The sequence below is a fragment of the Bombilactobacillus sp. ESL1202 genome, from assembly GCF_058107125.1.
In genome coordinates, this window is the sequence record NZ_CM176590.1 from 1,484,505 (window position 1) to 1,509,512 (window position 25,008).

Sequence of the window (25,008 nt, forward strand, 5' to 3'; positions counted from 1 at the left end):
TATCTTATATTATAAGTTTAATTGAATAGTTTATTGCAACCAAGGTGAAAAATTATTTAGCAGTAATAATTTAAGAAAATCCACTTGAAAGTTTAATTTTAAAATTCCTTTAGTGCTTGATTAGCACGGATAAAAATTAAAAAAGTTACTACCAATTTTTTTAGATTAATAAAATCTAATCAATAAATAATAGTAAAGTTTGTTGCCTCCCCTCCAAAAAAATGTAATGATATAGCTAGACTGATATTATAGGAGAGTGAAGGAGCGATGTACTTAATTGTTAACGCAATTGGTTTACTAGTTTTTATTGGAGTAGCTTTTTTGTTTTCAAAGGACAAGAAGGCAATTGATTGGCGTTCAGTTTTAGTAATGGTAGTCATTAATTTAGTGATTGCTTGGTTCTTAACAGGCTTTGAAATTGGGCGACAAATTGTTTTAGGAGCAGCAAACGGTTTTAACCAATTGGTTCAAGTCGCTTATACGGGGATTGCCTTTGCTTTACCAAGTATGGTGCATGTTAAAAATATGGATTTTGTCATTAGTGTTTTGATGCCTATTTTATTAATTGTGCCCCTGTTTGATATTTTAACCTATATTGGCTTTTTGCCTTGGGTGATCAAATGGATTGGTAAAGGTTTAGCCAAAATTACAGGGCAACCTCGTTTTGAATCATTCTTTTCTGTGGAAATGATGTTTTTGGGAAATACTGAAGCCTTAGCAGTCTCAGGCATTCAGTTACGTCAAATGAGTCGGGAACGCAACTTAACCATTGCTATGATGTCAATGAGTTGTGTGACAGCTTCCATTATCGGAGCATATACCAAAATGGTTCCTGGCCAATTTGTATTAACGGCGATTCCAGTGAACATCATTAACGCAATTATTGTAACCAGTATTTTGAATCCAGTGAATGTCACTCCAAGTGAGGATACCATTGCTAAGATGGGACAGCAAGCTGATGAGGGCAAGGGCGATAAAGTCGAAAAAGAGCCCTTCTTTTCTTTTCTTGGTGATTCTATTTTAGCAGCCGGTAAATTGATTTTGATCATTACGGCTAATGTGATTGCTTTTGTAGCTTTAGCAGCTTTGATTGACAAGCTTTTAGGCATTATTAATCCGTGGCTCAGCTTAGAGCATTTATTGGGAATTGTGATGTTTCCTTTTGCTTGGTTAATGGGACTCAATGTCCAGGATGCGTTCCAATTTGCTCAGTATATGGGAACTAAGTTGGTCACGAATGAATTTGTGGTAATGGGTGAAGTTACCAAGACGATTCATCATTTTACTCCGCATTATCAAGCCATTTTAACGGTCTTTTTAACTTCATTTGCTAACTTTTCAACGATTGGCATGATCATTGGTGCTTTCAAGGACTTGATTGACCGAGAGAAAAATAATTACATTGCTAAAAATATTAGTTATTTACTAATATCAGGAATTCTAGTTTCGTTAATGTCAGCGGCCACGGTTGGTTTATTTGTGTGGTAAGTTAAAAGATTAGTTGAGAGGTTGGGACAACAAGAAACGGTTGTTTTCTTGGAACACAATCAGAAAAAAATTATGATTCTGATTGCCCAACCTTTTTTATACATAAAAAATAGTAGTCACCAAATATTAATTTGAGCAAAAATATTGATAATTTAATCAAGAATGAACATTGATTTTTATTTAATTGAGTAACTTTTATTTCTAATAAAAAGAATTTGTGTGTGATTTCAAAAGCTTAAATTCAAAATTTTAAATTAATATTTATTAAAAATATTTTTTGATAATCCGCATTATAACAGACTGCCTGATTAGCAAATAAAAAACTATTGACAAACTTTCTTAAGTAATATTAAATTAAACTAATTTTAATTTGAATAGAAGAGGGTGAGTCAAATGGTACTAATTATTGGTTCGTTTTTAGCGGTCATGAGTTGTATGTTTGTGGGGGAATGGGTATCAACTAAAACCCATGCATACTTACCTTCAATTTTTGTTACAGCTATTTTATCGTTAATTGGTTATTGGACGTTTTTTCCTAAAAATTTAGCAGCGAATGCTTCTTTTACAGATACCGCAGTGAACATGTTTATGTCGTTTATTTTGGTGCATTTAGGAACGATGATGAGCTTAAAAAAGTTGCTGCAACAATGGAAAGCAGTTTTAATTGCAATCTGTGGTGTTTTAGGTACCCTAATTTTAACTTTAACAATTGGAACATTGTTATTTAATTGGCAGACCGTGGTGGCGGCAATTCCTCCTTTAACTGGTGGGATTGTCGCTGCTTTGTTGATGACAGAAGGCCTAAAGCAAAAGGGAATTATTGCCTTATCAGCATTACCGATCGCCATGATGGTTATGCATTCATTAGTCGGTTATCCGTTAACTTCGATGGTTCTTAAGCAAGAAGGTAAACGGCTCTTAAAAAACTTTTCACCACAAAGTGTTAAAGTTCAACAAGTAATCGTAGCAAAAGATGACTCAACCAAAGCTCGCTTTACAATGCCTAAGGCTTATCAAACTGCGTCCTTTATGTTGGCGAAGGTGGCATTAGTTGCCTTTTTGGGCAATTGGTTGTCACAATTAATGAATGGTGCGATTAATTCGAGTATCATGTGTTTAGTTTTGGGGGTTATTTTCCATCAAATTGGTTTCTTAGAAGATGAAATTTTAAACCGAGCTGGGGTTTATAATTGGTTAATGTATGGCATTTTAGCCTATGCTTTTTCACAATTGAGTTTGATCAAACCACAGCAAGTCTTAGGACTGATTGTGCAAATTATGGGGCTAATTATTTTAGGATTACTAGGCATGTTTTTAGTATCTTTTGTTTTAGCAAAGCCGTTAAAAATGTCGTGGCAAATGGCTTTTGCTTGTTCTTTGACAGCACTATTTGGTTTTCCGATGGATTATATTTTAACCAATGAAGTGGTGGATAGTTTAACGACTGACAAACAACAACATGAATATTTATTGGATCAAATGTTGCCTAAAATGTTGGTTGGAGGCTTTGCAACCGTCTCTTTAGCATCAGTCGTGATTGCGACGGTCTTTTTGAAACTTTTATAGACAACTTGACTATTGGTCTAGATCAATTATAATTGGACTATACCAATCAGTGAGAAATAGGAGCGATTGTCATGAAAGTTATCATTGCTAAAGATCAAGTCGAAGCTAGCTACCAAGCTTCACAAATTTTTGCAGAAGTATTAAGTCAAGGAGCCCAAACTTTTGGCTTAGCCACGGGTTCCAGTCCCATTTTAACTTATCAAAATTTGGTGAATAGTGACTTAGATTTTTCGCGTTGTGTTTCAATTAATTTGGATGAATATGTTGGTATTGCTCCGACCAATAAACAGAGCTATCATTATTTTATGCAGCAGCATTTATTTGCTAAGAAGCCATTTGCTCAATCTTATTTGCCCGATGGTTTGGCAACTGATGCTCAAGCTGAGGTCAAACGTTATGACCAAATAATTGCTCAAAATCCGATTGATTTACAATTGCTAGGCATCGGTCAAAATGGTCATATTGGTTTTAATGAGCCGCAGACCCCGTTTAGTTTAACAACGCATGTAGCTAATTTGACGCAATCAACCATTGATGCTAATGCGCGTTTCTTTGATCAGATTGACGATGTTCCAAAACAAGCTTATTCCATGGGGATTGCGTCGATTATGCAATCGAAAAAAATTATTTTAGAAGCGTTTGGAGCTAATAAGGCACAAGCAGTGCAAAAAATGCTTGAAGAACCGGTGACTGAAGACGTGCCTGCCAGTGTGTTGCAGCGACACAAAGATGTGATTGTTTTGTTGGATCCAGCAGCGGCTTCATTATTAAATCAATAAATAATTTTCAAACATTAAAAAGCGGAAATGTTCAGGTCAACTTTTGAAATTGACGAACATTTCCGTTTTAGTTTAATCATTGTTTAAGCTGTAATCTGAACACCAAGCTTGCGCCAGTGTTCAATTTTGTCGTGAAGCTTGTGTTGATTACTGGTTCCAATACAAGAAAGGGCAGTAAAGACACGATAACCAGCTTTGATTGCCCCTAGAATGGAAGCATTGATACACCAGTTGCCGTCAACACCGATGATTTCTAAAGTTTGAGCATGATTCCTTGTTAAGAATTGCTGCAATTCTTGATTTGTTAAACAAGAACCATGTCGCTTTTCATAAAGATTATTAGAGACAATATTCAGTTCATTAATCAAGCGCTTGGGCTGGCGCGACCAATCCCATAAGTAACGATTGACGACATAAATTACTTGACTAGCTGAATACTCTTTAATCTTGTTATTAACAGCGGTAATTAATTTTGGATCAGCATGTGGGGTATTTTGACCCACGACATTAGTTTGCATATCAACCACAATCAAAAAATCAGCCATTGTTAACTCCTCTTTTCAAAAAACATAGTTTACGCTTTGCGTTTGGCCAGCCATTCTTTTAAATAATAAACGGCATAGCACAAAATTAAGAACGGAATCATGTAAAATAAAGCCGGACGTTGCGTGGGATCAAACACAATCAAGACACACGATAAGAAACTGGCTAAAAAAGCGATCCACGGAATGACGGGGTACCATGGAGTTTTGTATTGGAGTTCTGCAAGGGAGTGCCCTGCTTTGAGCCATTGCTTGCGAAAATTAATTTCGGATAAAGCAATCGCCATCCACACAATGACTACGGCTAATCCAGAAATGGACACTAAAACTAAATAAACGGTGGAAGCGGCGTAAACACTTGAGACTAAAGCTAAAATACCACCAATCATACTCAAGCATAAAGCGATCATCGGCACACCGCGGGAATTAGTTTGGGCACATTTTGGGGAAATCATATTTTCATGAGCTAAGGACCAGAGCATTCGTGTGGAAGCATACAAGCCAGAATTAGCCGCTGATAAAATGGCAGTTAAGACGACAAAGTTCATAATATCGCCCGCAAACGGCAAGCCCATTTTGTTAAAAACTAAGACAAAGGGACTTTGATTAACACCAGCTTTTTGCCACGGAATTAAGGCAGACATCACGATAATACTGCCGATAAAAAAGAGCACTAAGCGTAATAAGGTGGTATGAATGGCCTTGGGCAAAGCCAAGGCCGGATTTTTGGTTTCGCCGGCAGTGACGCCAATTAGTTCGGTGCCCGAAAAAGCAAAGTTCACGGTCAACATGGTCGTAAAGACCGCTTTAAAACCGTTAGGAAACAAGCCATCTTTAAATAAGTTATGAAAGAGTGGTGCGTGGGTATAACCTTTCATGGGGATAATGCCGAAGATGGCTGCGCCCCCTAAAATAATAAAAACAATAATGGCAATGACTTTAATACTCGAAAATAAAAATTCAGTATTGGCAAAAAATTTTGTGGAATAGGCATTGGAAACAAAAATTAACGTCATAAATAACAAACTCCACACCCAAGTGGGGGAATGCGGAAACCATTGCTTCATAATAATGCCCGCCGCGGTAAATTCTGAGCCTAAAGCTACTGTCCAAGTCAGCCAATATAAAATAGCGACGGTAAATCCAGTTGCCGGTCCAATAAATTTCGTGGCATAAACATGAAAAGAGCCAGTTTCGGGCATGGCGACAGACAGTTCACCTAGACACAACATGACTAAGTAGACAATCACCGCGCCTAAAGCATAAGCTAAAATAGTCCCAATGGGACCAGCTTGATTAATGGTATAACCAGAGCTTAAAAATAATCCGGTGCCGATGACGCCACCTAAGGAAATCATCAGCAATTGGTATTGATTCATTGTTCGTTTGAGATCAGTTTTGTTTTTTTTCAACATTTTCACCCTACTTTTATGTACGAAAGTTTCTATCATATAATATCATTAACAGATAATTAATATCAATGAGGAGTGAAGTTAGGATGAAATTACAGACAGTCCAACAGTTTTTTAACGAAAAAGTCCGCTTAATAGATGGCTCAATGGCTGGTGAGCTAGAGAAAAAGGGGGTTGATACTAATAATGATTTATGGTCAGCCCAAGCACTAATCGAAAATCCAGCAGCCGTCCAAAAAGTGCACGCAAGTTATCTGTTAGCGGGGGCAGAAGTTTTGACAACGAACAGTTATCAAGCTAATATTGCCGCTTTTGTGCAGGCTGGTTATAGTGAACAAACTGCCCAAGAATTAATTGCACGTTCCGTTCAGTTAGCTAAAGCAGTCCGTCAACAGTTTAGTAAGCAGCCCGTCTTAATTGCTGGGGATGTGGGACCTTACGGCGCATATTTGGCTGACGGTAGCGAATATCGGGGGGATTATCACTTAACTAAAGAGCAATATCAAGAATTTCATCGCCCCCGGATGCAGATTTTAGCGGCTAATGGCGTTGATTTGTTTGCGTTTGAAACCATGCCTAATTTTGCCGAGACACAGGCTTTAGTCGAATTATTAGAAACTGAGTTTCCACAAATGGGAGCTTGGTTATCATTTAGCGTTGATGGCAAGGAGTGTTTGTGTGATGGGACTAAACTGAGTCAAGCAGTTCAATATTTTGCTCAGCATCCCCAGATCGTGGCGCTCGGTTTTAACTGTACGGCCATGGACAATGTGGCGCAGCTATTGCCATTAGTAGTGCAAAATACCAATAAACCCGTCATTGTTTATCCCAATAATGGTGATACTTATGATCCGTTAACTAAGAGTTGGCAGGCGACTGCTGATGCACGGGAATTGGCAGATTTTGTGCCACAATGGTTACAATTAGGATTAGGAGTGTTAGGCGGTTGTTGTCGGACGACGCCAACTGATATTCAGCAGATTAGAGAAAAGTTGCCGAAAAAATAATTTAATTAAAGGAAATTAAATTTAGGCTTGACAATTCGTTTTTTAATGAGTAAGATTAGAAACAATTAAATTAAAAATTAAAAAACGTTAAGGAAGATAAACAATATAATTACTTTTATTAGCGAGCCTGCGGTTGGTGCAAGCAGGTTAAAAGTATTATGTGAATCTCACTTCTTAGTTGTTAACTGAAATTAATTAAGTTTTACCGGCTGGTAGCCGTTATCACTACTACGAATAATTTGACCTTGATCGCGTCAAAGAAATTCGATTGAGATAATAAAAGGTGGTACCGCGTTGAACGCCCTTTTAAAGAGTAATTACTCTTTAAAAGGGCGTTTTTTGCAACTGGTAAAAAACTGCGCAGGTCATTATCAAATCAAAGTTTTTAATTTAATCATTAAAATTATTTTAAGATGGGAGTGTTTTGTTATGGAAGAAACAGCGCAACAAGAAAAACATAAAATGACTGTTAAAGATTATGTTTATGCGGTATCAGCAGGGGTATCCAATGCCGTTTTAGTAATGTTAGGTGTTGGTTTATTAATTCAATCTATTGCGAATTTTGTTCATTGGAATGCACTCTATCAAGTCGGAGCGATCGCGCAGTGGATGTTGGCGCCGGCCTTTGGGGCCGTTATCGCCACTCAATTAAGAACTAATTCATTAGTCATGTTTAGTTCCATGATTTCTTCCACAATTGGGGCGAATGCTGTTTACTTTACCAATGCAGCGATGAAAGGGGTCACACCGACCGGTAATACCTTAATGGAAGCTGCTCACTCAGGAATTTTTACTTCTGGTCAGCCAATTAGTGCGGTAGCAGCTGGTTTAATTGCTGCTTTGGTTGGTAAATATTTAACTGGTAAAACACCATTAGATATGATTTTAGTGCCGTTAGGTGCTACTTTAGTCGGCGCCATTTCGGGTTTAGGCTTAGCCAGTGTTACAACACCAGCCTTGAATTGGTTGAGTGATTTTATTGCACAATCAATGCAAGTTAATCCATTACTCGGTTCGATTTGCGTTTCCTTTGCTTGGTCACTGTTTTTGATGACGCCGGCTTCTTCAGCCGCCTTAGCAGTGGCGGTTATGCTAGATCCATTATCATCAGGAGCAGCCTTAATTGGAACAACAGCACAGTTTGTGGGCTTTTTGACCATTTCTTGGCGACAAAATCAATTAGGAACTAATATCTCTCAAGGCTTTATTACCCCGAAAATTCAATTTCCTAATTTATTAATTAATCCTAAATTAGCGATACCGTCCTTTGTTGCCGCAGTGGTGGCGGCTCCAATTGCCACAATGTTCTTCCACTTTAAAGTTAATTACACTTTGGCCGGCTTGGGTTTGAATTCGTTGATTGTGCCGATTAACTTGGCCTCCAGTAATCCGAAGGCCTTAGTTGTTTATTTGGTAATGGGAGTTGTGGTTCCGGCAGTGATTTCATACGTCATTTATAAAGTAATGTTGAAAATGAAATTAGTTAAAGATGGACAATTGCATGTTGACTTGGTTTAAAAACTGATCGGGACGTTAATTAGTTATTGCACTTCCAAAGTTAACCAGTTGTACCTATGTAAATGACTTTAATTCAAAATTGAGAAAACTAAATTTTTTTGGAACTATTAGAAATTAATTATCGAGACGAAGATCAAAAATGCAGACTAGCTGACAGATTAAAAACGGGGCTAGTCTGTTTTTATTTACTGAAAAAGTGGGTCTTGAAAGCAACATAGTGTTGCAACTTAATAAAAACTTAAGAATCTTAAGAAAAACTTAACATTTAGATTTTGCCCATTTTTGAAAAAATCGTTCACAAGAATAAATGCGATTAAATCAACATTGACCGCAAGTATGTGAAAAAATAAAACGGTCATTTTGTGTGATGTATAAATCACAACGAGCTTTTTCGCGAGTTTTTTGCCAAATAGGGTTTGATTTATCACTCATTAACCAATTATAATATTGAATATATGAGAGATTGAGATTATTGAATGCTTATTATTTGATAAAATTATATATCAAATTCGAGTTGAACATAATCAAAATCATTTCCAAAAAATGTAAATATTTTAGACGATTAAAGGAGCAGATAAAAATGCATCGAAGTAAAAGATTATTAGCAACCATGGGTGTGACTCTATTTTCATCAACGTTGTGGTTAACAGCTAATAAAACCACGACCAAAGCGGATGAAGTTAATGATCAAGGCAAAGTCGATCAAGCCGCACCCGGACAAGCAGTGCAAGCTACTAACGCTAGGGAAATTAATCAACCAGCGAATGTCACAGCGGGGCAAATTAGTGCGCGAGCCATGGGTGATGTGACGAACGCTGATACTAATGAGTCTGAGAATGTAACGAACAATCAACAGAATAATCAAGCACAAGCTGGTAATACTGTTGCTAACAATGAGCAAAATTCTGTAAGTGGTTCTAATGTAAACGCTAGCAATAATAATGATGTTAATTCTAATAATAATGTCAATGACAATAACGCTAACGAAGCAAATACCAATAATAACGCCGATGCTGTTGGTGCCGACAACAATATCAATTCTAATCAACCCACTAATGAAGTTTCTGACAATAATATCAACCAAACTGTAGTACATAACAATAATAATGAGACTACCAAGCCAGAAATCTCTAATCTTTTAAGTATTGATGCCAATGGTGTCGTTCAAGTTGGCAATGAAGCTCAATTTATATCAGCTATAGGTGTTTACGATGTGAAAGAAATTGATTTGACTTCTGATGTTATCTTAGATACTTATACTGATAATGCTTTAAATATTTATGACGGGTTAATTATTAATGGTCAGAACCATATTTTGGATTTACGTAGTAATTCATTAAAATTAGCTAATCATTCACAGCAGTTTACTATTGAAAATGTTAAATTATACAGCACAGGTTTAGCAATTGATGCCGGTGTTAATCATGATTATGTTTATTATTCCGACGATACTAACGCAGTTTTTATTAATAATGTTGATTATCAAGGTGCGCAATTAATTGTTAACACTACTGATTGTCGCAGAGTACACATCCAAAATCAGGTTACTGGCAAAATAGTATCTGCCTATACGATTAACGGCATAACGGTGAATACCAATTATAGTGATCAACCATTAATTTCTATTGGAAACCGTACGGTAAATACACAGCATTTAATCTTTGATAGTGGGGCAAAATTTACTGGTGAAACGATTAGTAGTGATGTGATTCATACGTTTTATTCTTCTGTTGATATTAATGATGGTGCACAAGTTAATCTAACGCCACATAGTACCGCTAGTTCAACTGCCTATGGTATTAATGTCGAAAATTACGCCACGGATGGTAATTTTATTGCTGTACTAGGTCAATTAACCATTAATGTCAATGGTAATACAACCAGTGGTGATTTATCAGGAGCTTTGGGATTAGATATTACAGGTAATTCAAAAACTTATTATTGGCCCTTACAATTACCGCCAGCGGCTCAATTAACTATTAATACTAATGGGCAACACATTGAGCATTGGATTCAAACGGGAATTGAAACTACTGGTGGTAGTTTTATTATACGGGCAGCTAATTTGGCACCTGATTTTAATGGAATCATTTACGATGGTAGTGATTTTACGCCAGTCGGGGCTACTACAGCTGTTTGTGTTGGTGAGCATGTAAATTGGAATCCTTTAATAATGAAAAGCGGAACGGTGTCTTTTACCACAGATGGTAGTGGCGGGGCGTTAACGTTATTTAAAGCTCTTCAACGTAGTGAATATACCTATTCTGGACAATTAATTTTAGATGCGGGTAATAACGCACAAGCTCATTTGATTACAGGTATGGGTTACTTTAATTTAACTAATATTAATTTTGTGGACTCAAAAGGACAGGCACATGCTTTACAGAAACTCAAATTTAATTTACGAAATGATGTAGTTCAAGCAATTAATCAGGATTTAAATAGTGAAAGTGTCAGTGATATTGTCGGTCCAACTAAAGACGCTGAAACGCAAGTTTTACAGTTATTAGCCAACCAACAATTTGTGAATGGCCGTGCTTTGAAACCGATGACTACTACCGATAATACTATTAATTTTGTCTCAGACTCAATCAAGTTATCATTTGATAAAACCAAGATATCTGGCAAGACTAATTTGGCTAATGCCCATATTAAAGTTCAAATTAAACATGCTAACGGAACTTTAGTAGATTTTCCTGACAATTCTAATTTAGTTGAAACAAATGATAGCTGGCGTAATCCCCAGAAACTTTATATTGTTAATTCTGATGCTGATGGCAACTTTAGTTTTTCCTTACCCGCAAATATGTTACAAAAGGGTGATCATCTAGTTTTAACTGCTAATAAAGATTTTGTAGACAGTCCGGTTTTAGACTTCGACCCTGAAGTTACTTCTAACATGGAAGGCTTAGCTGATGCAAAACAAGATGCCTTGACTACTTTACAGAACTACCATGATAGTAGTGAGACTACTGCGGATAATTTAGCTAATATTACGGGACAAACGGATTTAATTAATGCCATTAATGGGGCGTTTGATACGGCTTTACAACAAGCAAAAGCGTTAGTTAGTCAAGTCGGCGATGATGACGTTGATCCTGCTAATCCTGATGGTGGACCTAATCCTGCTGCCGCTTTAATAGCCGCTATTAATAATGGTAAAGCCTTGATTGATGCGGTCACTACTTTAGCTAACACTTTAAATACTGATCAACAAACAATTAAAGCTTTCCAAGACCCTACCGGGCAATTAAACGAAACGCAAGTTAATAACTTTTTGACGCAAGTTAACCAAGCTTTGACTACGGCAACAAGTGCTTATAATGCTGCTAGTGATGATACTGGTCGCCAAACAGCCTTAGATAAAGGCAAAGCAGCCATGGATGCCATTGCCGCCTTAGCTACGCAGTTAAACACGGATGAAACAACGATTAATGATTTAGGTGGTGCGGATGGTTTAACTTCCGATCAAGTTTCGAATTTAAAAGATCAGGCTAATACCGCTGCTAACAATGGTTTAGCCGCTATTGATACGGCGCAAAAAGATCCAGAGAAAGATAAAGATGATGTTACTAATGCGGCCGCTACCGCTGCTACTAGTGATCCGGCTGACGATATTGCGGCAATTGTCAGTTTAGCGCAAGCTAAGCATGATGCCATGCAAGCTATTACTGAGAAGTATAATACGGCTTTCAATACGTTGCATAATAACTTGGCAACCTTAGATACCACCGCTAAACAAGAACCCTTCCAAACTTTAATTGATGCGGCTTATAATCAAGCTAAAAGTGACATTAATAGTGCTACGGACCAAACAGCGATTGACAAAGCCAAAGATCAGGCCGTCTTAGGTATTACTCAAGGCTTGGCTCAAGCCCAATTGCAAGATTACGTTAATCAAGAACTAACCGTCATTGGTGACTTGAATAATTTAACAAATGATCAAATTACTGCTTATCAAGAACAAATTACTAGTTCTGATCCAACCAAGACCACAGCGCAATCAGCAGCCGTGACGGCAATTAACCAAGCTACGAGTGAGACAGATGTGAATGCTGCTGAAGCTGCGGGTCAACAGGCTATTGAGAAGATTGTGACACAAGCTCAAACGGCTAGTCAAATTGGAGATTGGTACAATACCGAAAAGGAAAAAATTACTAATTTAGGTGACGATAAACAAGGACATTTGACGACAACTGCACCTGATGCAGATCATCAGTCCCAAGTTGATAAGTTATTAGCTGATTTAGAGACAGCTTACAATGAAGTCTTGAATGATCTAAAAGATCCTAGTGCCGATTTCAACTCGGAAACGGAAAAACAAAAATTAAAGACTATCACAGCCTTTGCACAAAACATGAGTGATGCAGTGCAATCCTTAAATACAGCAAAAGCGGATGCGCACACAGATTTGGATAATTTGAGCCATGCTGATTTGCTGGATCCCAAGAACAAGTTGAGTGGTCAAATTGATGAAGCTTATACAACAGCAGTTAATAATTTGACGACCGCAACGACGGATAATCTGGCTGATTTGAAAGATGCGGGGACTACGGCCATTAAGCAAGTTTTGGAATTAGTTAAAGCTCAAGATGATGAGTTAAATAAACTTGATGGTACACAGACTAATGATTTAGCAGCGTTAAATGCTTTAAATCAAAGTAATGGTGGCCAATTAACGACGGAACAATTGAACCCGATTATTACTGAACTGAATCAGGACTACCAAACTGCTCAAGCTGATATTATTGCTGCCACTAATAAAGATACTGCTAAATTAGCACGGAAATTAGGGCAAATGCAGCTTAATGATGTTTTAAGTTTAGCTACAGACAAGAATGCTGCCCTAAATGCTTTACAAACTGCTAAAACTGCTGCTGATACGGCAGTGACCAATGCAACTAATTTGGTAGATCAGAAAGACACACTCACAACGCAAATTAACAAGATCTATGATGATGCAGTTACTGCGGTTTTGGCTGGTGAAGACGAAGATGACTTAGACACGGCGCAAGAAAATGGCGTTACGGCGTTAAATAATTTAGCCACTTTAATTACCAAGAAGAATCAACTTTTAACTCAGTTACAAACCGATTATGATACACAAGTCCAAGCCATTAAAGACTTGGCTGAAGGGCAAGCCAATAATCATTTAACTAGTGGGGATGACACTAAACAAGTTGAACAGCTCTTAGCTTTATTATCAACAGCTTTAACGACAATTAAAACCGATTTGCAGCAAGCTGATATTTTGGCTGACGATTGGTTAAGCAGTGAAGAAACAACCAATTTTGCTCCGATTACCACGTTAGCTGACAAGTTAAATACAGCAATGACGCAACTACAAACCGCTAAAAATGATGCCGAACAAACCGTCAACACTGATTTAACCGCCTTAACTAATCCACAAACTTATAAAGATAACATTGCTGGTGCTTATAATACAGCAGTTAGTGGTTTAAATTCTTTGATTGTCACAACCACAACCCAAGACCAAATTGATGCTACTGTTAATACGGGCTTGAAAGAAATTGCCCAGAAATTAGCTAGTGCGCAACTTCAAAATGGGGTCACGGCTGCTGTTAACCAAATTAATGCTTTAATGCATTTGACAGACAAGCAAAAGACCAAGTATCAACAACAAATTACGAATACTGATCCGACTAAAGAAACCGAACAAACTAAAGGGCAAGCTGCGATTGATAGTGCTACTGATGCAACAAAGGCTGCTAGTGCTTATCAAGCTGCTCAAGCAAAGATTAACAATATTGTTAGTCAAGCTACAACTGCTGATAAAGTTACTGATTGGTACAATACCGAAAAGGAAAACATTACTAATTTAGGTGACGATCAAACTGATGGTCATTTAACAACCACAGCGCCTGACGCCGAACATAAGTCACAAGTGGATACCTTAGTGGAACAATTAGGTACGGCTTACAATGAAGTTTTAAGTGATCTAGAAAATCCTGGGGCAGGCTTCAACGAAGAAACAGAGGAGCAAAAGCTCACGGCAGTAACTGGTAAAGCAAGAACCATGAATACAGACATGGGTAAGTTACAAACTGCTTACCAAACGGCCCAAGATGAAACAACTGCTGACAAACTCGGTCATTTAAGCGAAGAGAAACAGGGGTTGTATCAAGGCCAAGTTAAGACAGCTTATAACAATGCAGTGACAGCTATTACCAATGGTACTGATGGTGCGGAAACCACCGGTGAAACGGCGTTACAACAAGTGGTGGATCAAGCGCAATTGGCGGAACATAAAGCTGATAATCAAAGCCAATTAGATAGCTATGCGCAAGCTGCGAGTGACATAATTGGTCATTTGACGGCCACTCTGCAACCAACAGATATTCAAAAGTATCAAGATCAAATTACCAATACCACTGATGGCGCCCAAACGACAGCAAATCAGAATATTGAGAAAGCTGATAGTATTGGAGCTGCTGATGATGCTTTAACAGCTGGAGAAAAAGCAATTGATGCGATTGTTACAGCGGCGAAAAACTTATCCGGTAACCTAAGTACAGTAGCTGGTTGGTATAATACTGCTAAGGATAATATTAATGAGTTAGCTGCAAGTAGTAATCAAGGTGGTTATTTAACTGGTGCTGCTGATTCAACTGATACCAGTACGCAAGTTGGTAAGTTATTAGCTGATTTAGAGACAGCTTACAATGAAGTCTTAAGTGATCTAGAAAATCTAGGATCCGAATTTAATGAAGAAATAGAGAAGCAAAAGATCACGGAAGTAACTGATAAAGCAACGGCTATGAATACGGCTATGCAAACAGTAGAAGCCGCTTATCAAACCGCCAAGGATGCTTTGAGTAATTTACACCATCATGATGATTTAATTGCTGGTAATCAATTAACAACGGCTTTAGAGCAAGCTTATCAAACCGCCCAAGATGATTTAAGAGATGCAACTACTGCCAACATGTCAGCGCAAACTACTGCTGAAAAGACAAACATTGAGGGTGTAATTGCGTTAGTACAAGACCAAGCAACGGCTTGGGACGCTCTGGAAATCATTTATAACAATGGTGTGACTGATTTAAATGGTGCTGCTGGTAATAACTTTGGTGATAACTTAACTGCGGCTTTGAAGAAGTTAAAAGACCAGTACAATACTGAAGTTGGTAATATTAAAGCTGCAAGCAAAAAAACTTTAGAATCTGTTAGTTCCTTAGCGCAATCTAATGTCAGCGACTTGTTGGCCGCTTTAAAAGAACAAAATACGCAATTAGGGGCGTTAGCTACTGCTAAGCAAGATGTGGAAACAGCTTTAAGTAATGCTACCGATTTAAGCCATGATCAACAGACTAATTTCACTGATGAAATTACAACCACTTATAATCAGGCTGTCAATGATGTCTTGGGTACTACAAATTCAACTATTGCTCAAACTAAAGGGAAAGCAGGGGTTACTGCTTTAAATAAGATTAAAGAAACAATCACCCAAAAAGCTACAATCATGCAGCAGTTACAAACTGACTACAATACTGCAGTCAATCACATCAAAGAATTAGGTGACGGTACCACTGGTCATAACTTAACGGGTGGTACGACGCCAACTGATGAAGCTCAACAAGTTGGTAAGTTATTAGCTCAATTAGCGGCAGCGAAGACAACAATTGAAACTAACTTACAGAATGCTACTGATGTACCAGAAAATTGGTTAACTAGTCAAGAAACAACAAACTTTAAGTCGGTAACGGATTTAGCTGATAATATGAATACGGCCATGGGTGTGGTTAACACAGCTGTTACTGCCGCTAATACTGCTATTGGTAAGTTGGATCAATTAGCTGACCAACAAGCTGGCTTGAAGCAACAAGTTAGTGAGCAACAAGCTAAGATTGTCAACCAAATTACTAAAGCTGATGCAACGACTAATCTTAATAAAGTATCGAGTGACGGTGCCACAGCTATTAATAAATTATTAAAGTTACCGCAGGCTCAAAATGATGCCTTAACAGCCTTGCAGACGCAAATTACCACCGCTACGAATCAGCTTGAGACCACAGCTGGTTTAACGGCTGCGCAAAAGACACAATTTAAAGATCAAATTACCCAAGCGCAAAGTTCATTAACTACTCAAATCAAGGCAGCAACGAGCGTTGAGGCGACTAAAGTCAAGACGCAAGTTATCACAGACTTAACTAATTTAGCTACAACTTTAGGGCAAGCCAACAACGATTTAACTGGTTTAGCGAATATTAGTGCTGAGCAACAAACTGATTTCTTAAATCAAGTCAATACCGCTGCTAACACGGCTTTAACTGGTATGAAAGATGACACTAAGGAAACTACGGCCTTTAATAAAGGGGTCGCCGCCATTAATGCAATTGTGGCTTTAGCTCAACAATTAGCTGCTAATAAGCAAAAGATTAATGATTTAGGTCAAGGCGACAATAAGTTAGACCAAGACCAAATCAATCAATTACAACACCAAGCTGACCAAACAGCAACTAATGGTGTGGCTGCCATTGAAACGGCACAACAAGATTCCAGTAAGACGGCGCAAGATGTCACCACTGCCGCTGGTCAAGAAAATACTGATTTAAATCAATTAGTAGCGACTGCTAAACAGAAGCAAAAGTTGCAAGCAAGTATTAATCAAGCAGTCAATGACGCCAAGCAACAAATTAAAGATTTAGGTAAACCCGACAAAGACGGACACTTAACCGCCGATCAAGTTAACAACTTGTTAGAGCAAGTCACAACCGAACAAACAGCGATGTTAAATGATTTAAATGAAACCACCGAGGTTACTGAAAGTTGGCTCAATCAAGAAAAACAGAAGTTACAGCCAACGTTAAACTTAGCTAATACGATCAATGCAGCCATGCAACAAGTTGATCAAGCCGCAACGGCCGCCAATGAGGTAATTGCGGGCTTAAATCATTATGAGTCTGACCAGGATAGTTTGAAACAAGATGTCCAAACCAAAAAAACACAGGCGATTGCCGCTATCAATCAAGCTACTTCGGCCACTGCTATTCAACAAGTCGCTAAAGATGGTGTGGACAGTATTAAGCAAGTAACGGACTTAAAGCAACAACAAAATGCCGCTTGGAATGCTTTAGCTGATGAGTTAAATCGTGAACAACAAGAACTTAATGGTTTGACCAATGGTGGTAACTTAAGTAGTGACCAAGTTAACCAATTACAACAACAAGTTACAACTGCTTATGAGTCTGGTTTAAACCAAATTAAACAAGAAACGACCGCTGCCAACGTTGCTGTTGAACAACAACAAACCATTGAGCAAATGAAACAACAAGTCACTTTGGCGCAACAAAAAGCCCAGGCAGTGCAACAGATTAAGCAAACGCAAAAACAGGCTCAACAAGTTTATGATCAAGCATCCGCTTTGAATGAGGAGCAACAAACGGCTTTACAGAGTCAGATTAGTCAACAAGCAACAGCAGCCATTGATCAAATCTTAGCGGCAACAGATCAAAGTGGTGTGGATCAGATTCAACAAACCGGAACTATGCAATTAAATGACACTAAGACTTTGATTAACCATAAGAACCAAGCGATGCAAGCCTTAAAACAAACCTACCAAGAAGAACAAGCTAAGATTAACGGCTTGACGCATTATAAGGATCAAATTGGCAGTTTGAATGGTTTGTTGGAGACCGCTTATCAAGCAGCGCAAGGCAGTATTACTGAAGCTGCCTTGTCAGAAGTTGATCCGCACAAACAAACTGGAATTGAAAATATGCAACAAGTGGTTCAAGTGACGAAAGCTAAAGATGATAGCTTAACGAACTTAGAGCAACATTATCAAGATACTAAAGATCATTTGAACGATTTAACTGACTTAACACCCGAACAAAAAGACGATACTCAACAAAAGGTTGATGCGGCTTATCAAGCGGCCAAAGATCAAATTGATCAAAGTCAAACAAGTGCTGCCGCTAATGCTGCGGAAGCCTACGGTGAGAACCAAATTACCAATGAAGTGGTTAAAGCCCAAGTGGCGCAAGCTAGTGCGGTTGCCATTAATGCCATTCATCAAGCAGCTGATCAAGCGGTTAAGAACTTAGAGAACAATACCAGTTTAGACGCTGATAAACGTCAAGATCGGATCTTTGCGGTGCGGCATGCTGAAAGTGCGGGCATTGACCAAGTGCAACAAGCAACGAGTGTGGCAGCCGTTAACCAAGCCGAAAATGATTGCATTCAACGCATCAATAGTTTAGTGGGCACGGGTAGTGTCAACTTAACTGACTCCTTGGCTGGTGGCTTGAGTCAAAGTCATACGGTGCGCAATCCAGGAATTGCCATTGTTAAACCCGATGTCCCGGGTGGTTTCATTCATTTGTATGATCAACAAGGTAACCAGTTGGAGCAAGTCTTAGCCGCCAATACCGATTGGAAAGTTGATTATATTTATACGCAAAATGATGGCACCACGTATTACCGCGTAGGGGCCAATGAATATGTCAAAGCTGATGATGTCAACTACACCAAGATTGGCAAACGCCAAATCATTGATGGAGTAATTACCGTGCAACCAACTGCGGGTCAAGACTTCATCACTGTGTATAGTGATCAAGGGGCCGCACTGAAGCAACAATTGCCAACAGGCACACGGTGGTTAGTCAATGCGCAAGAAACATTAGCTGACGGACAAGTTTATTATCAAGTCGCTCCACATCAATATGTGCGAGCCCTTGATGTTGCGGTCATGACAACCGCAATTGTCACGAAACCCCAAACCGGAACCTTAAGCTTGAAAGAACAAGCGGCACCAATTTATCATTACCAACCACAAATTGGTTTCTTAAGTCGTTCCACGGATAAACACTTAACTCGTCAAGCTACTTGGAACTTTGATCAAGTCCTAACGGTTAACGGTCATCGTTATTATCAAGTAGGTGACAATGATTGGGTCAGAGATGTAGATGTTAAATTGAATTAAATTAAAGATGTTAAAGTATTTAAAAAAAAATAAAAGAAAGTTTTCCTTAAAAAGAAGACTTTCTTTTTTTATAATTAAAATTATCTTAAAAAGTGTATCTCAAAAATGTTATACTAACTATGTACATAAGGCTTAAAAGCTAAGCTAGTGGCTTCTTTATGAAGGAGCGTGAGGCTTATGGTGTAAAAACTGTAACAAATCACATTCTGAAGAAAGGAGTAAAGCTTTGTTCTGGATCGTTCTCGGACATCTTTGTTTGATTTTTAAAACAATTTATTTTGTTGCGCAAGCAGCAAGAGTAATTGCTAAAATCATTAAAGATCTTCGGAAATAAGATCTTAAACGCAAAGTCCCTACTTAGCTTTAAAGCTTAGCAGGGACTATAATTTATTATATGCCACTCTTAGCAGCCTTATGAGAAGTTGGTGTTGATAGCGCCAACTTCGACTACATAAATTGTAACACTTTTGGGTCGAAAACAAAATGTTATAGATGATAATTTGTTAAAGGCTATTTTAGCTGATTATCATCCACTGCACAATGAAATAAAACATAAAACATCCCGTAAACATTTGACCATAGTCTTAAATATACGCGTGGTGCTAGTTAATTTTTCTCCAAGTATCTACAAATAAACATTATTCTAATCTACTTTTGAATCCCGCTAAACAACGGGCACGATTACGTTCAATATCAAACATTTGGTTCCATTGAGAAAAGACTGTCTCAATTTTTCTCCGCCGTTTATTCAGTAATCGCTGACTAACTTTATTAGATTTTTGTTTCATATTTTTTCTGACTGGTGTCCAAAAATTAATGCCTTCTTGAGCTAGTGTTTGTTTCAGTTTTTGACTTAAATAACCCAGATCAGCTAAAACGTTCGGACAAGGATATTGATTTAATAATTCAGGCGCCATTTTGATATCATGCAAGTTGGCCGCAGTAATGGTATAAGCAACGACAATACCTTGATCCGTAATTTCAAAACTACCTTTGAAACCATAATAATGTAATTTCTTGGTGGCATTGTAGCCTTTAGCTGCCAGGTTCTCAAAAATTTTGGCACGAAAGTTGCGAACTGGCTGACAAACAGGCATTGGTAAACTATCAATAATCGTATATTGTGGTTTAACTTTCTGTTTCACGATTCCAGTTCTAATGTATTGAAATAAATCACCACACCTTTGGGTTAGACGATTAAACCGGGATCTTTCTGGTAAATCAAACAAATTTAACAAGCTTAATAAACGATAAAAACTACGTTGATTAGACATCCCAATTTGGACCTGAAAACACATTAAAGCCAGTAATTGTACGTCAGATAGTTTAGCTAAATGAACATTGCGGCGTTTTTGAATAGTAATGGGCACAAACTCTTTATAGAGTGGGGTTAAAATATTAATCCAAACTTGAATTGAAGATTGCAAGCTAGAAGAATCTTGGTTAAACTTAAGGAGGTCTGACATGGCTATCACTTTCTTGTTAGAGGTAATTTAAAGTGTAGCCTAGTCAGGCTTTTTATTTTAACTATTTTTTAACTAGCACCACGCGTGTAATGTGTTATTATAATATTGAAAAAGGATCAGTGCTGGAAACACCGATCCTTTAGTAAAGTTGCTAAGACGACGACTATTTCACTTTTAAATTAAAGTTTTAATAATCGCTAGCCCTGCATGGCTAAGGCGATTATTTTCACTTTTGACCCTTTTTGATATATTCAAAAACCCGCATCACAGCATCAAAAATCGTTTTGACAACAGTAATGATCAGTTCAAGAATCTCAAACAGAGACACCTTGCTACTCCTTTCTTTAGGATCTGGGTTCACGGTTTTTACACCATAAGCACCACTCCCTTTCCAGGAATAACCACCGCCTTAGCATTCACTTTACTGTTTCTATTATACTATAAAAAGGTCTTATAAATCCTTGTGTATCAACGCTTTTGGTGGCTTTTAATTTAAAAAATATAACTTCTTATTACCTAAATTATATGTAATGTGTTATTATAATATTGAAAAAGGATCAGTGCTACGAACACTAATCCTTAAGTAAAGTTGCTAAGACAGTAACTATTTCATTTAATTTTTTATTTAAGCAAGATAATCGCTAGCCTTGCACGGCTAAGGCGATTATTTTTATTTTTGACCCTTTTTGATATATTCAAGAACTCGCATTACAGAATCAAAAATCGTTTTGATAACAGTAATGATCAGTTCAAGAATCTCAAACAGAGACACTTTGCTACTCCTTTCTTTAGGATCTGGGATTACAGTTTTTACACCATAAGCACCACTCCCTTTCCAGGAATAGCCACCGCCTTAGCATTTACTTTACTGTTTCTATTATACCATAAAAAATTCTTATAAATCCTTATGGATCAACGATTTTAGTGCTTTTTACCCCTTAATTGTCAAATCAAGTGCAACAATCCGGGAAATCTAACTTAGGGCTTTGAATTGTTGTTTAAAATATTCTACTGCTGAAAGATAATTGAGTATTTTTTGCACTTGGATTGTAAATCAGACTTCTTTGGATTTTGCAAAAACTAGTAATATGCTATTCTTTAAATAATCGTGCTATAATAAATCTGTAACGAAGAAGATAATTTTAACATGATAGCACAAAAGCCACTCCTACTTGCGATAGGAATGGCTTTTTTTGTGTTCAGTCACGATAAGCAACTCATTTTATTTTGCGCTTATTTTGCAACCAATAAATAAACGCTTGCGTTATTAAATTTACAATTAAGGGAATAATAACGTTTAAGAAGATAGTTTGAATCATGATAGTCCCCCTTTTTCGGGGTGAGTTGCTGTGTTTGTCTATATCATTTAAAAAAGAACTATGCCATAACGCACTGATCCTTTTTCAATTTAATAAATGTTTAATCTTATCTAAAAGATGGTAGAAAAAGTTATAAAGTCCATATTTACTCAATTTAGAACTTCCGCCAGTTTGAGCATATTCTGCCCCAGATCCTTGGCCGACTGATGTTTGATCAATAGGTGTTCCTGTTTGTCGTGTAGCAGAATTGCCTGCTGAACTTTGACCATCAGATTCTGAACCGGGATTAGTAGGAATATTACTATTCTGGCTATCACCACTTCCACCTTGGCCACCAGGACTGTGGCTATCTTAACCTTGAGAGTAGAGTTAGGAATACTGATATTATTGATATTGGTATTGCTGCCGTTACTTTGCTGTTGATTCTGTTTTTGTTTATTGAATTGCTTAAATTACAAATTGATTTTAACTGCCAAGGCTTCATAAGGTTGTAGCCTTAGTGTTTTAGTTAGTTTATTTAATTGGGAATGATAGTTACTGATGACAAGCTGACAAGGCTGATTCTGAAATTCCAATGGCAAACTCACTTCAGTTGCCGTGTCATAAAAATTGGTCCAAACCAATAACTGTTGTGGCTGGTCATCAAAATACCGCCGATAAGCAAAAACTTGAGGATCATCTTGGAGAAACATTTTAATATGACCATCAGAGATTAAAGGTTCAATTTTTCGTAAATGAATTAACTTTTGATAGTAATTAAAAATTTGGCCATGCGCTAATTCGGCAGCAACGTTAATCTGATCCTGATTGGTTGGTAGTAACCAAGGCTTGGCTTGACTGAAACCAGCGTACTGGCTATTATCCCAGTGCATCGGAGTCCGTGAATTATCCCGCGATTTAGTTTGAATGATGGCTAAAGCTTCTTGGTTACTCAATCCTTTTTGTTTTAGTTGGGCGTAAGCATTTTGACTTTCGATATCGACATAATCATCAATTCCATTATACTGCGGATTGACCATGCCCAATTCCTCGCCCATGTAAATATAAGGTGTGCCCCGCATTAAATGAATGACGGTCGCTAACATTTGGGCAGATTTAATTCGATATTTTTGGGGATTGCCAAAACGATTGAGCGCCATCGGTTGATCATGATTATTCCAAAACAGAGCATTCCAGCCGCCACCTTGATCCATTTGTTCTTGCCATTGTGTAAAAATTGATTTTAACTGCATAAAATTGAAAGGTTCTTGGGTCCATTTTTCACCGTTGGCATAATCGACTTTTAAGTGATGAAAATTAAAAACCATGGATAATTCATGATTTTGTGGGTTAGAATAGGCAATGGAATTTTTGATTGTCGTGGAAGACATTTCACCGACTGTAATATCGTTTAAATCTTGACCGAAGCTGTTTTGATTGATTTCATTTAAATACTGGTGCACAACTGGCGTATCAGTATATAAACTTTTTTCTTGAATAGGATCTGTAGAATCTAAAAGGGTTTGGCTTTTACCGGTAACATTAATCACATCAAATCTAAAACCTTTGACTCCTTTAGCGCGCCAAAAATTAATAACGTTAATAACTTCTTGGCGGACTTGGGGATTATGCCAATCTAAATCAGCTTGAGTCTGATCATATAAGTGTAAGTAATAATAATCAGTGTCACCAAATTTAGACCAAGCTGGCCCGCCAAATTTACTTTGCCAATTAGTGGGTAAGTCACCGTTAGCTTTAGCTTTGCGCAAATAAAAGAATTTTTGATATTTTTTTTGCCCAGCTAAAGCTTTTTGAAACCATTCATTTTCAGTCGAGCAGTGATTAAAGACCATATCAAGCATGATATCAACATGAATTTTTTTGAGTTGGCCCACTAGTTCCTCGAAGTCAGCCATTGTTCCAAAAACGGGGTCAATTTGATAATAATTAGCAATATCATAACCATTGTCATTTTGGGGTGAGACAAAAAAGGGATTGAACCAAATCATATCAACATTCAGTTTTTTAATATAATCCAGCTTTTGAATAATGCCTTGAATATCACCAATTCCATCATTGTTCGAATCATAAAATGATTTGGGGTAAATCTGATAAATTACTTTTTGACCTAAATTAACCATGTGTTCCTCCTAAAATTTAATTTTTTTTCGTCTAGCAAAATCGACAAATTTAAACTTACGTGGGTTATGAAACGATAAAGTTAATTGAAAAGCCGTGGTATCACTTAAAAAATTTTGACTAGCCACTAAAACCACGAGATCATTGTGCAATTTTAACTTTTCTCTAAACTGATCAGCGACTCTTTCGACTGTAATAGTTTTAGTAGCGTAAGAAATTTCTAAATTTAATTCAGTTTCAATATATTGATAAATGGAAGTTTGAGCTGCCTGCATTGGTAAGTCATTAATTGGTGGTGTGAATAAAAAATCACAATCCAAAACTTCAGGCTCATCTTCGATGATCCGCAAGCGTTCTAAGTAAATTCCGGGTTTATTGACATCTTTAGGAAATTTTTTTTGAAAAATTGGGGGAAAAGAAGGTCTTTTTTCGAGTGTTAAAACCTCAGTTTGGGCATTCATTTGGAGAGAATTATTTAATTCAGCAAAGCTAGAAATTCCAGAAATTGGAAAGGAAAATTTTTCCAAGTTTAAAACCATAGATCCTTTACCACGAATTTTTTGAATTAAGCCCAATTCATTTAATTGGGCCAAAGCTTTTCTAATTGTTTCCCGTGAGGTTCCATATAAGGTGGCCAATTGGTTTTCAGTCGGTAAGAAGGTCCCAGACTTAAATTGTTCATGATGAATTTTGGATGCTAGATCTTTGGCAATGAGGGCCGTTTTAGATTCAGTCATTGGTTCATTGATCAATCCTTTCGTTAAGTTAATTACATTATAGCTATTTTTGTCTGTACAAGTAAAGTTGGTAAGCAAAAGAAGTTTGATTCATAAGAAATAATCAACAAG

Annotated in this window: 11 protein-coding genes and 1 other annotated feature; of the genes, 6 read left to right on the top strand and 5 right to left on the bottom strand. The window is 37.4% G+C overall.

Annotated elements, in window-relative coordinates; translation table 11 throughout:
- The first annotated feature begins 267 nt into the window (after positions 1-267).
- The 3 genes from AC3B7A_RS06660 to AC3B7A_RS06670 all read left to right on the top strand — a co-directional run bounded on the left by AC3B7A_RS06660 (position 268) and on the right by AC3B7A_RS06670 (position 3,833).
- On the top strand, positions 268-1,488 hold the full coding sequence (locus AC3B7A_RS06660; RefSeq protein ID WP_489755344.1) for a NupC/NupG family nucleoside CNT transporter: 1,221 nt from the start codon (positions 268-270) through the stop codon (positions 1,486-1,488).
- A gap of 393 nt (positions 1,489-1,881) precedes the next feature.
- Complete coding sequence (locus tag AC3B7A_RS06665; protein WP_489755345.1) at positions 1,882-3,054, top strand: hypothetical protein; 1,173 nt, start codon at positions 1,882-1,884, stop codon at positions 3,052-3,054.
- Positions 3,055-3,125: 71 nt separating this feature from the next.
- Positions 3,126-3,833: a glucosamine-6-phosphate deaminase gene (locus AC3B7A_RS06670; RefSeq protein ID WP_489755346.1), complete on the top strand. Its 708-nt coding sequence runs from the start codon at positions 3,126-3,128 to the stop codon at positions 3,831-3,833.
- A gap of 83 nt (positions 3,834-3,916) precedes the next feature.
- Here AC3B7A_RS06670 and AC3B7A_RS06675 read toward each other — a convergent pair whose 3' ends face one another.
- On the bottom strand, positions 3,917-4,378 hold the full coding sequence (locus tag AC3B7A_RS06675) for a cysteine hydrolase family protein (protein ID WP_489755347.1): 462 nt from the start codon (positions 4,376-4,378) through the stop codon (positions 3,917-3,919).
- A gap of 29 nt (positions 4,379-4,407) precedes the next feature.
- The gene (locus tag AC3B7A_RS06680) at positions 4,408-5,790 is read right to left on the bottom strand and encodes an amino acid permease (RefSeq protein WP_489755348.1); all 1,383 of its coding nucleotides are present in this window, start codon (positions 5,788-5,790) and stop codon (positions 4,408-4,410) included.
- A gap of 83 nt (positions 5,791-5,873) precedes the next feature.
- Between AC3B7A_RS06680 and mmuM the strand changes: the two genes are divergently transcribed.
- From mmuM to AC3B7A_RS06695, 3 genes are all read left to right on the top strand, one after another.
- Positions 5,874-6,794: a homocysteine S-methyltransferase gene (mmuM, locus tag AC3B7A_RS06685; protein WP_489755349.1), complete on the top strand. Its 921-nt coding sequence runs from the start codon at positions 5,874-5,876 to the stop codon at positions 6,792-6,794.
- Positions 6,795-6,872: 78 nt separating this feature from the next.
- Positions 6,873-7,103 (top strand) — a binding site (T-box leader).
- A gap of 120 nt (positions 7,104-7,223) precedes the next feature.
- Positions 7,224-8,312, top strand: coding sequence for a PTS sugar transporter subunit IIC (locus AC3B7A_RS06690; protein ID WP_489755350.1), 1,089 nt, complete (start codon positions 7,224-7,226; stop codon positions 8,310-8,312).
- A gap of 580 nt (positions 8,313-8,892) precedes the next feature.
- Complete coding sequence (locus AC3B7A_RS06695) at positions 8,893-19,257, top strand: SLAP domain-containing protein (RefSeq protein ID WP_489755351.1); 10,365 nt, start codon at positions 8,893-8,895, stop codon at positions 19,255-19,257.
- Positions 19,258-19,895: 638 nt separating this feature from the next.
- On the opposite strand, the gene AC3B7A_RS06700 is transcribed toward AC3B7A_RS06695, so the two are convergent.
- From AC3B7A_RS06700 to treR, 3 genes are all read right to left on the bottom strand, one after another.
- Positions 19,896-20,723: an IS982 family transposase gene (locus AC3B7A_RS06700; protein ID WP_489755352.1), complete on the bottom strand. Its 828-nt coding sequence runs from the start codon at positions 20,721-20,723 to the stop codon at positions 19,896-19,898.
- Between the two features lie 1,771 nt (positions 20,724-22,494).
- Entirely contained in the window at positions 22,495-24,162 is a 1,668-nt protein-coding gene (gene treC / locus AC3B7A_RS06705; RefSeq protein ID WP_489755353.1) for an alpha,alpha-phosphotrehalase, read from the bottom strand.
- Between the two features lie 9 nt (positions 24,163-24,171).
- Positions 24,172-24,897 (bottom strand): trehalose operon repressor, encoded by a 726-nt coding sequence (gene treR, locus AC3B7A_RS06710; protein WP_489755354.1) that lies wholly within the window; start codon positions 24,895-24,897, stop codon positions 24,172-24,174.
- Positions 24,898-25,008: the final 111 nt, after the last annotated feature.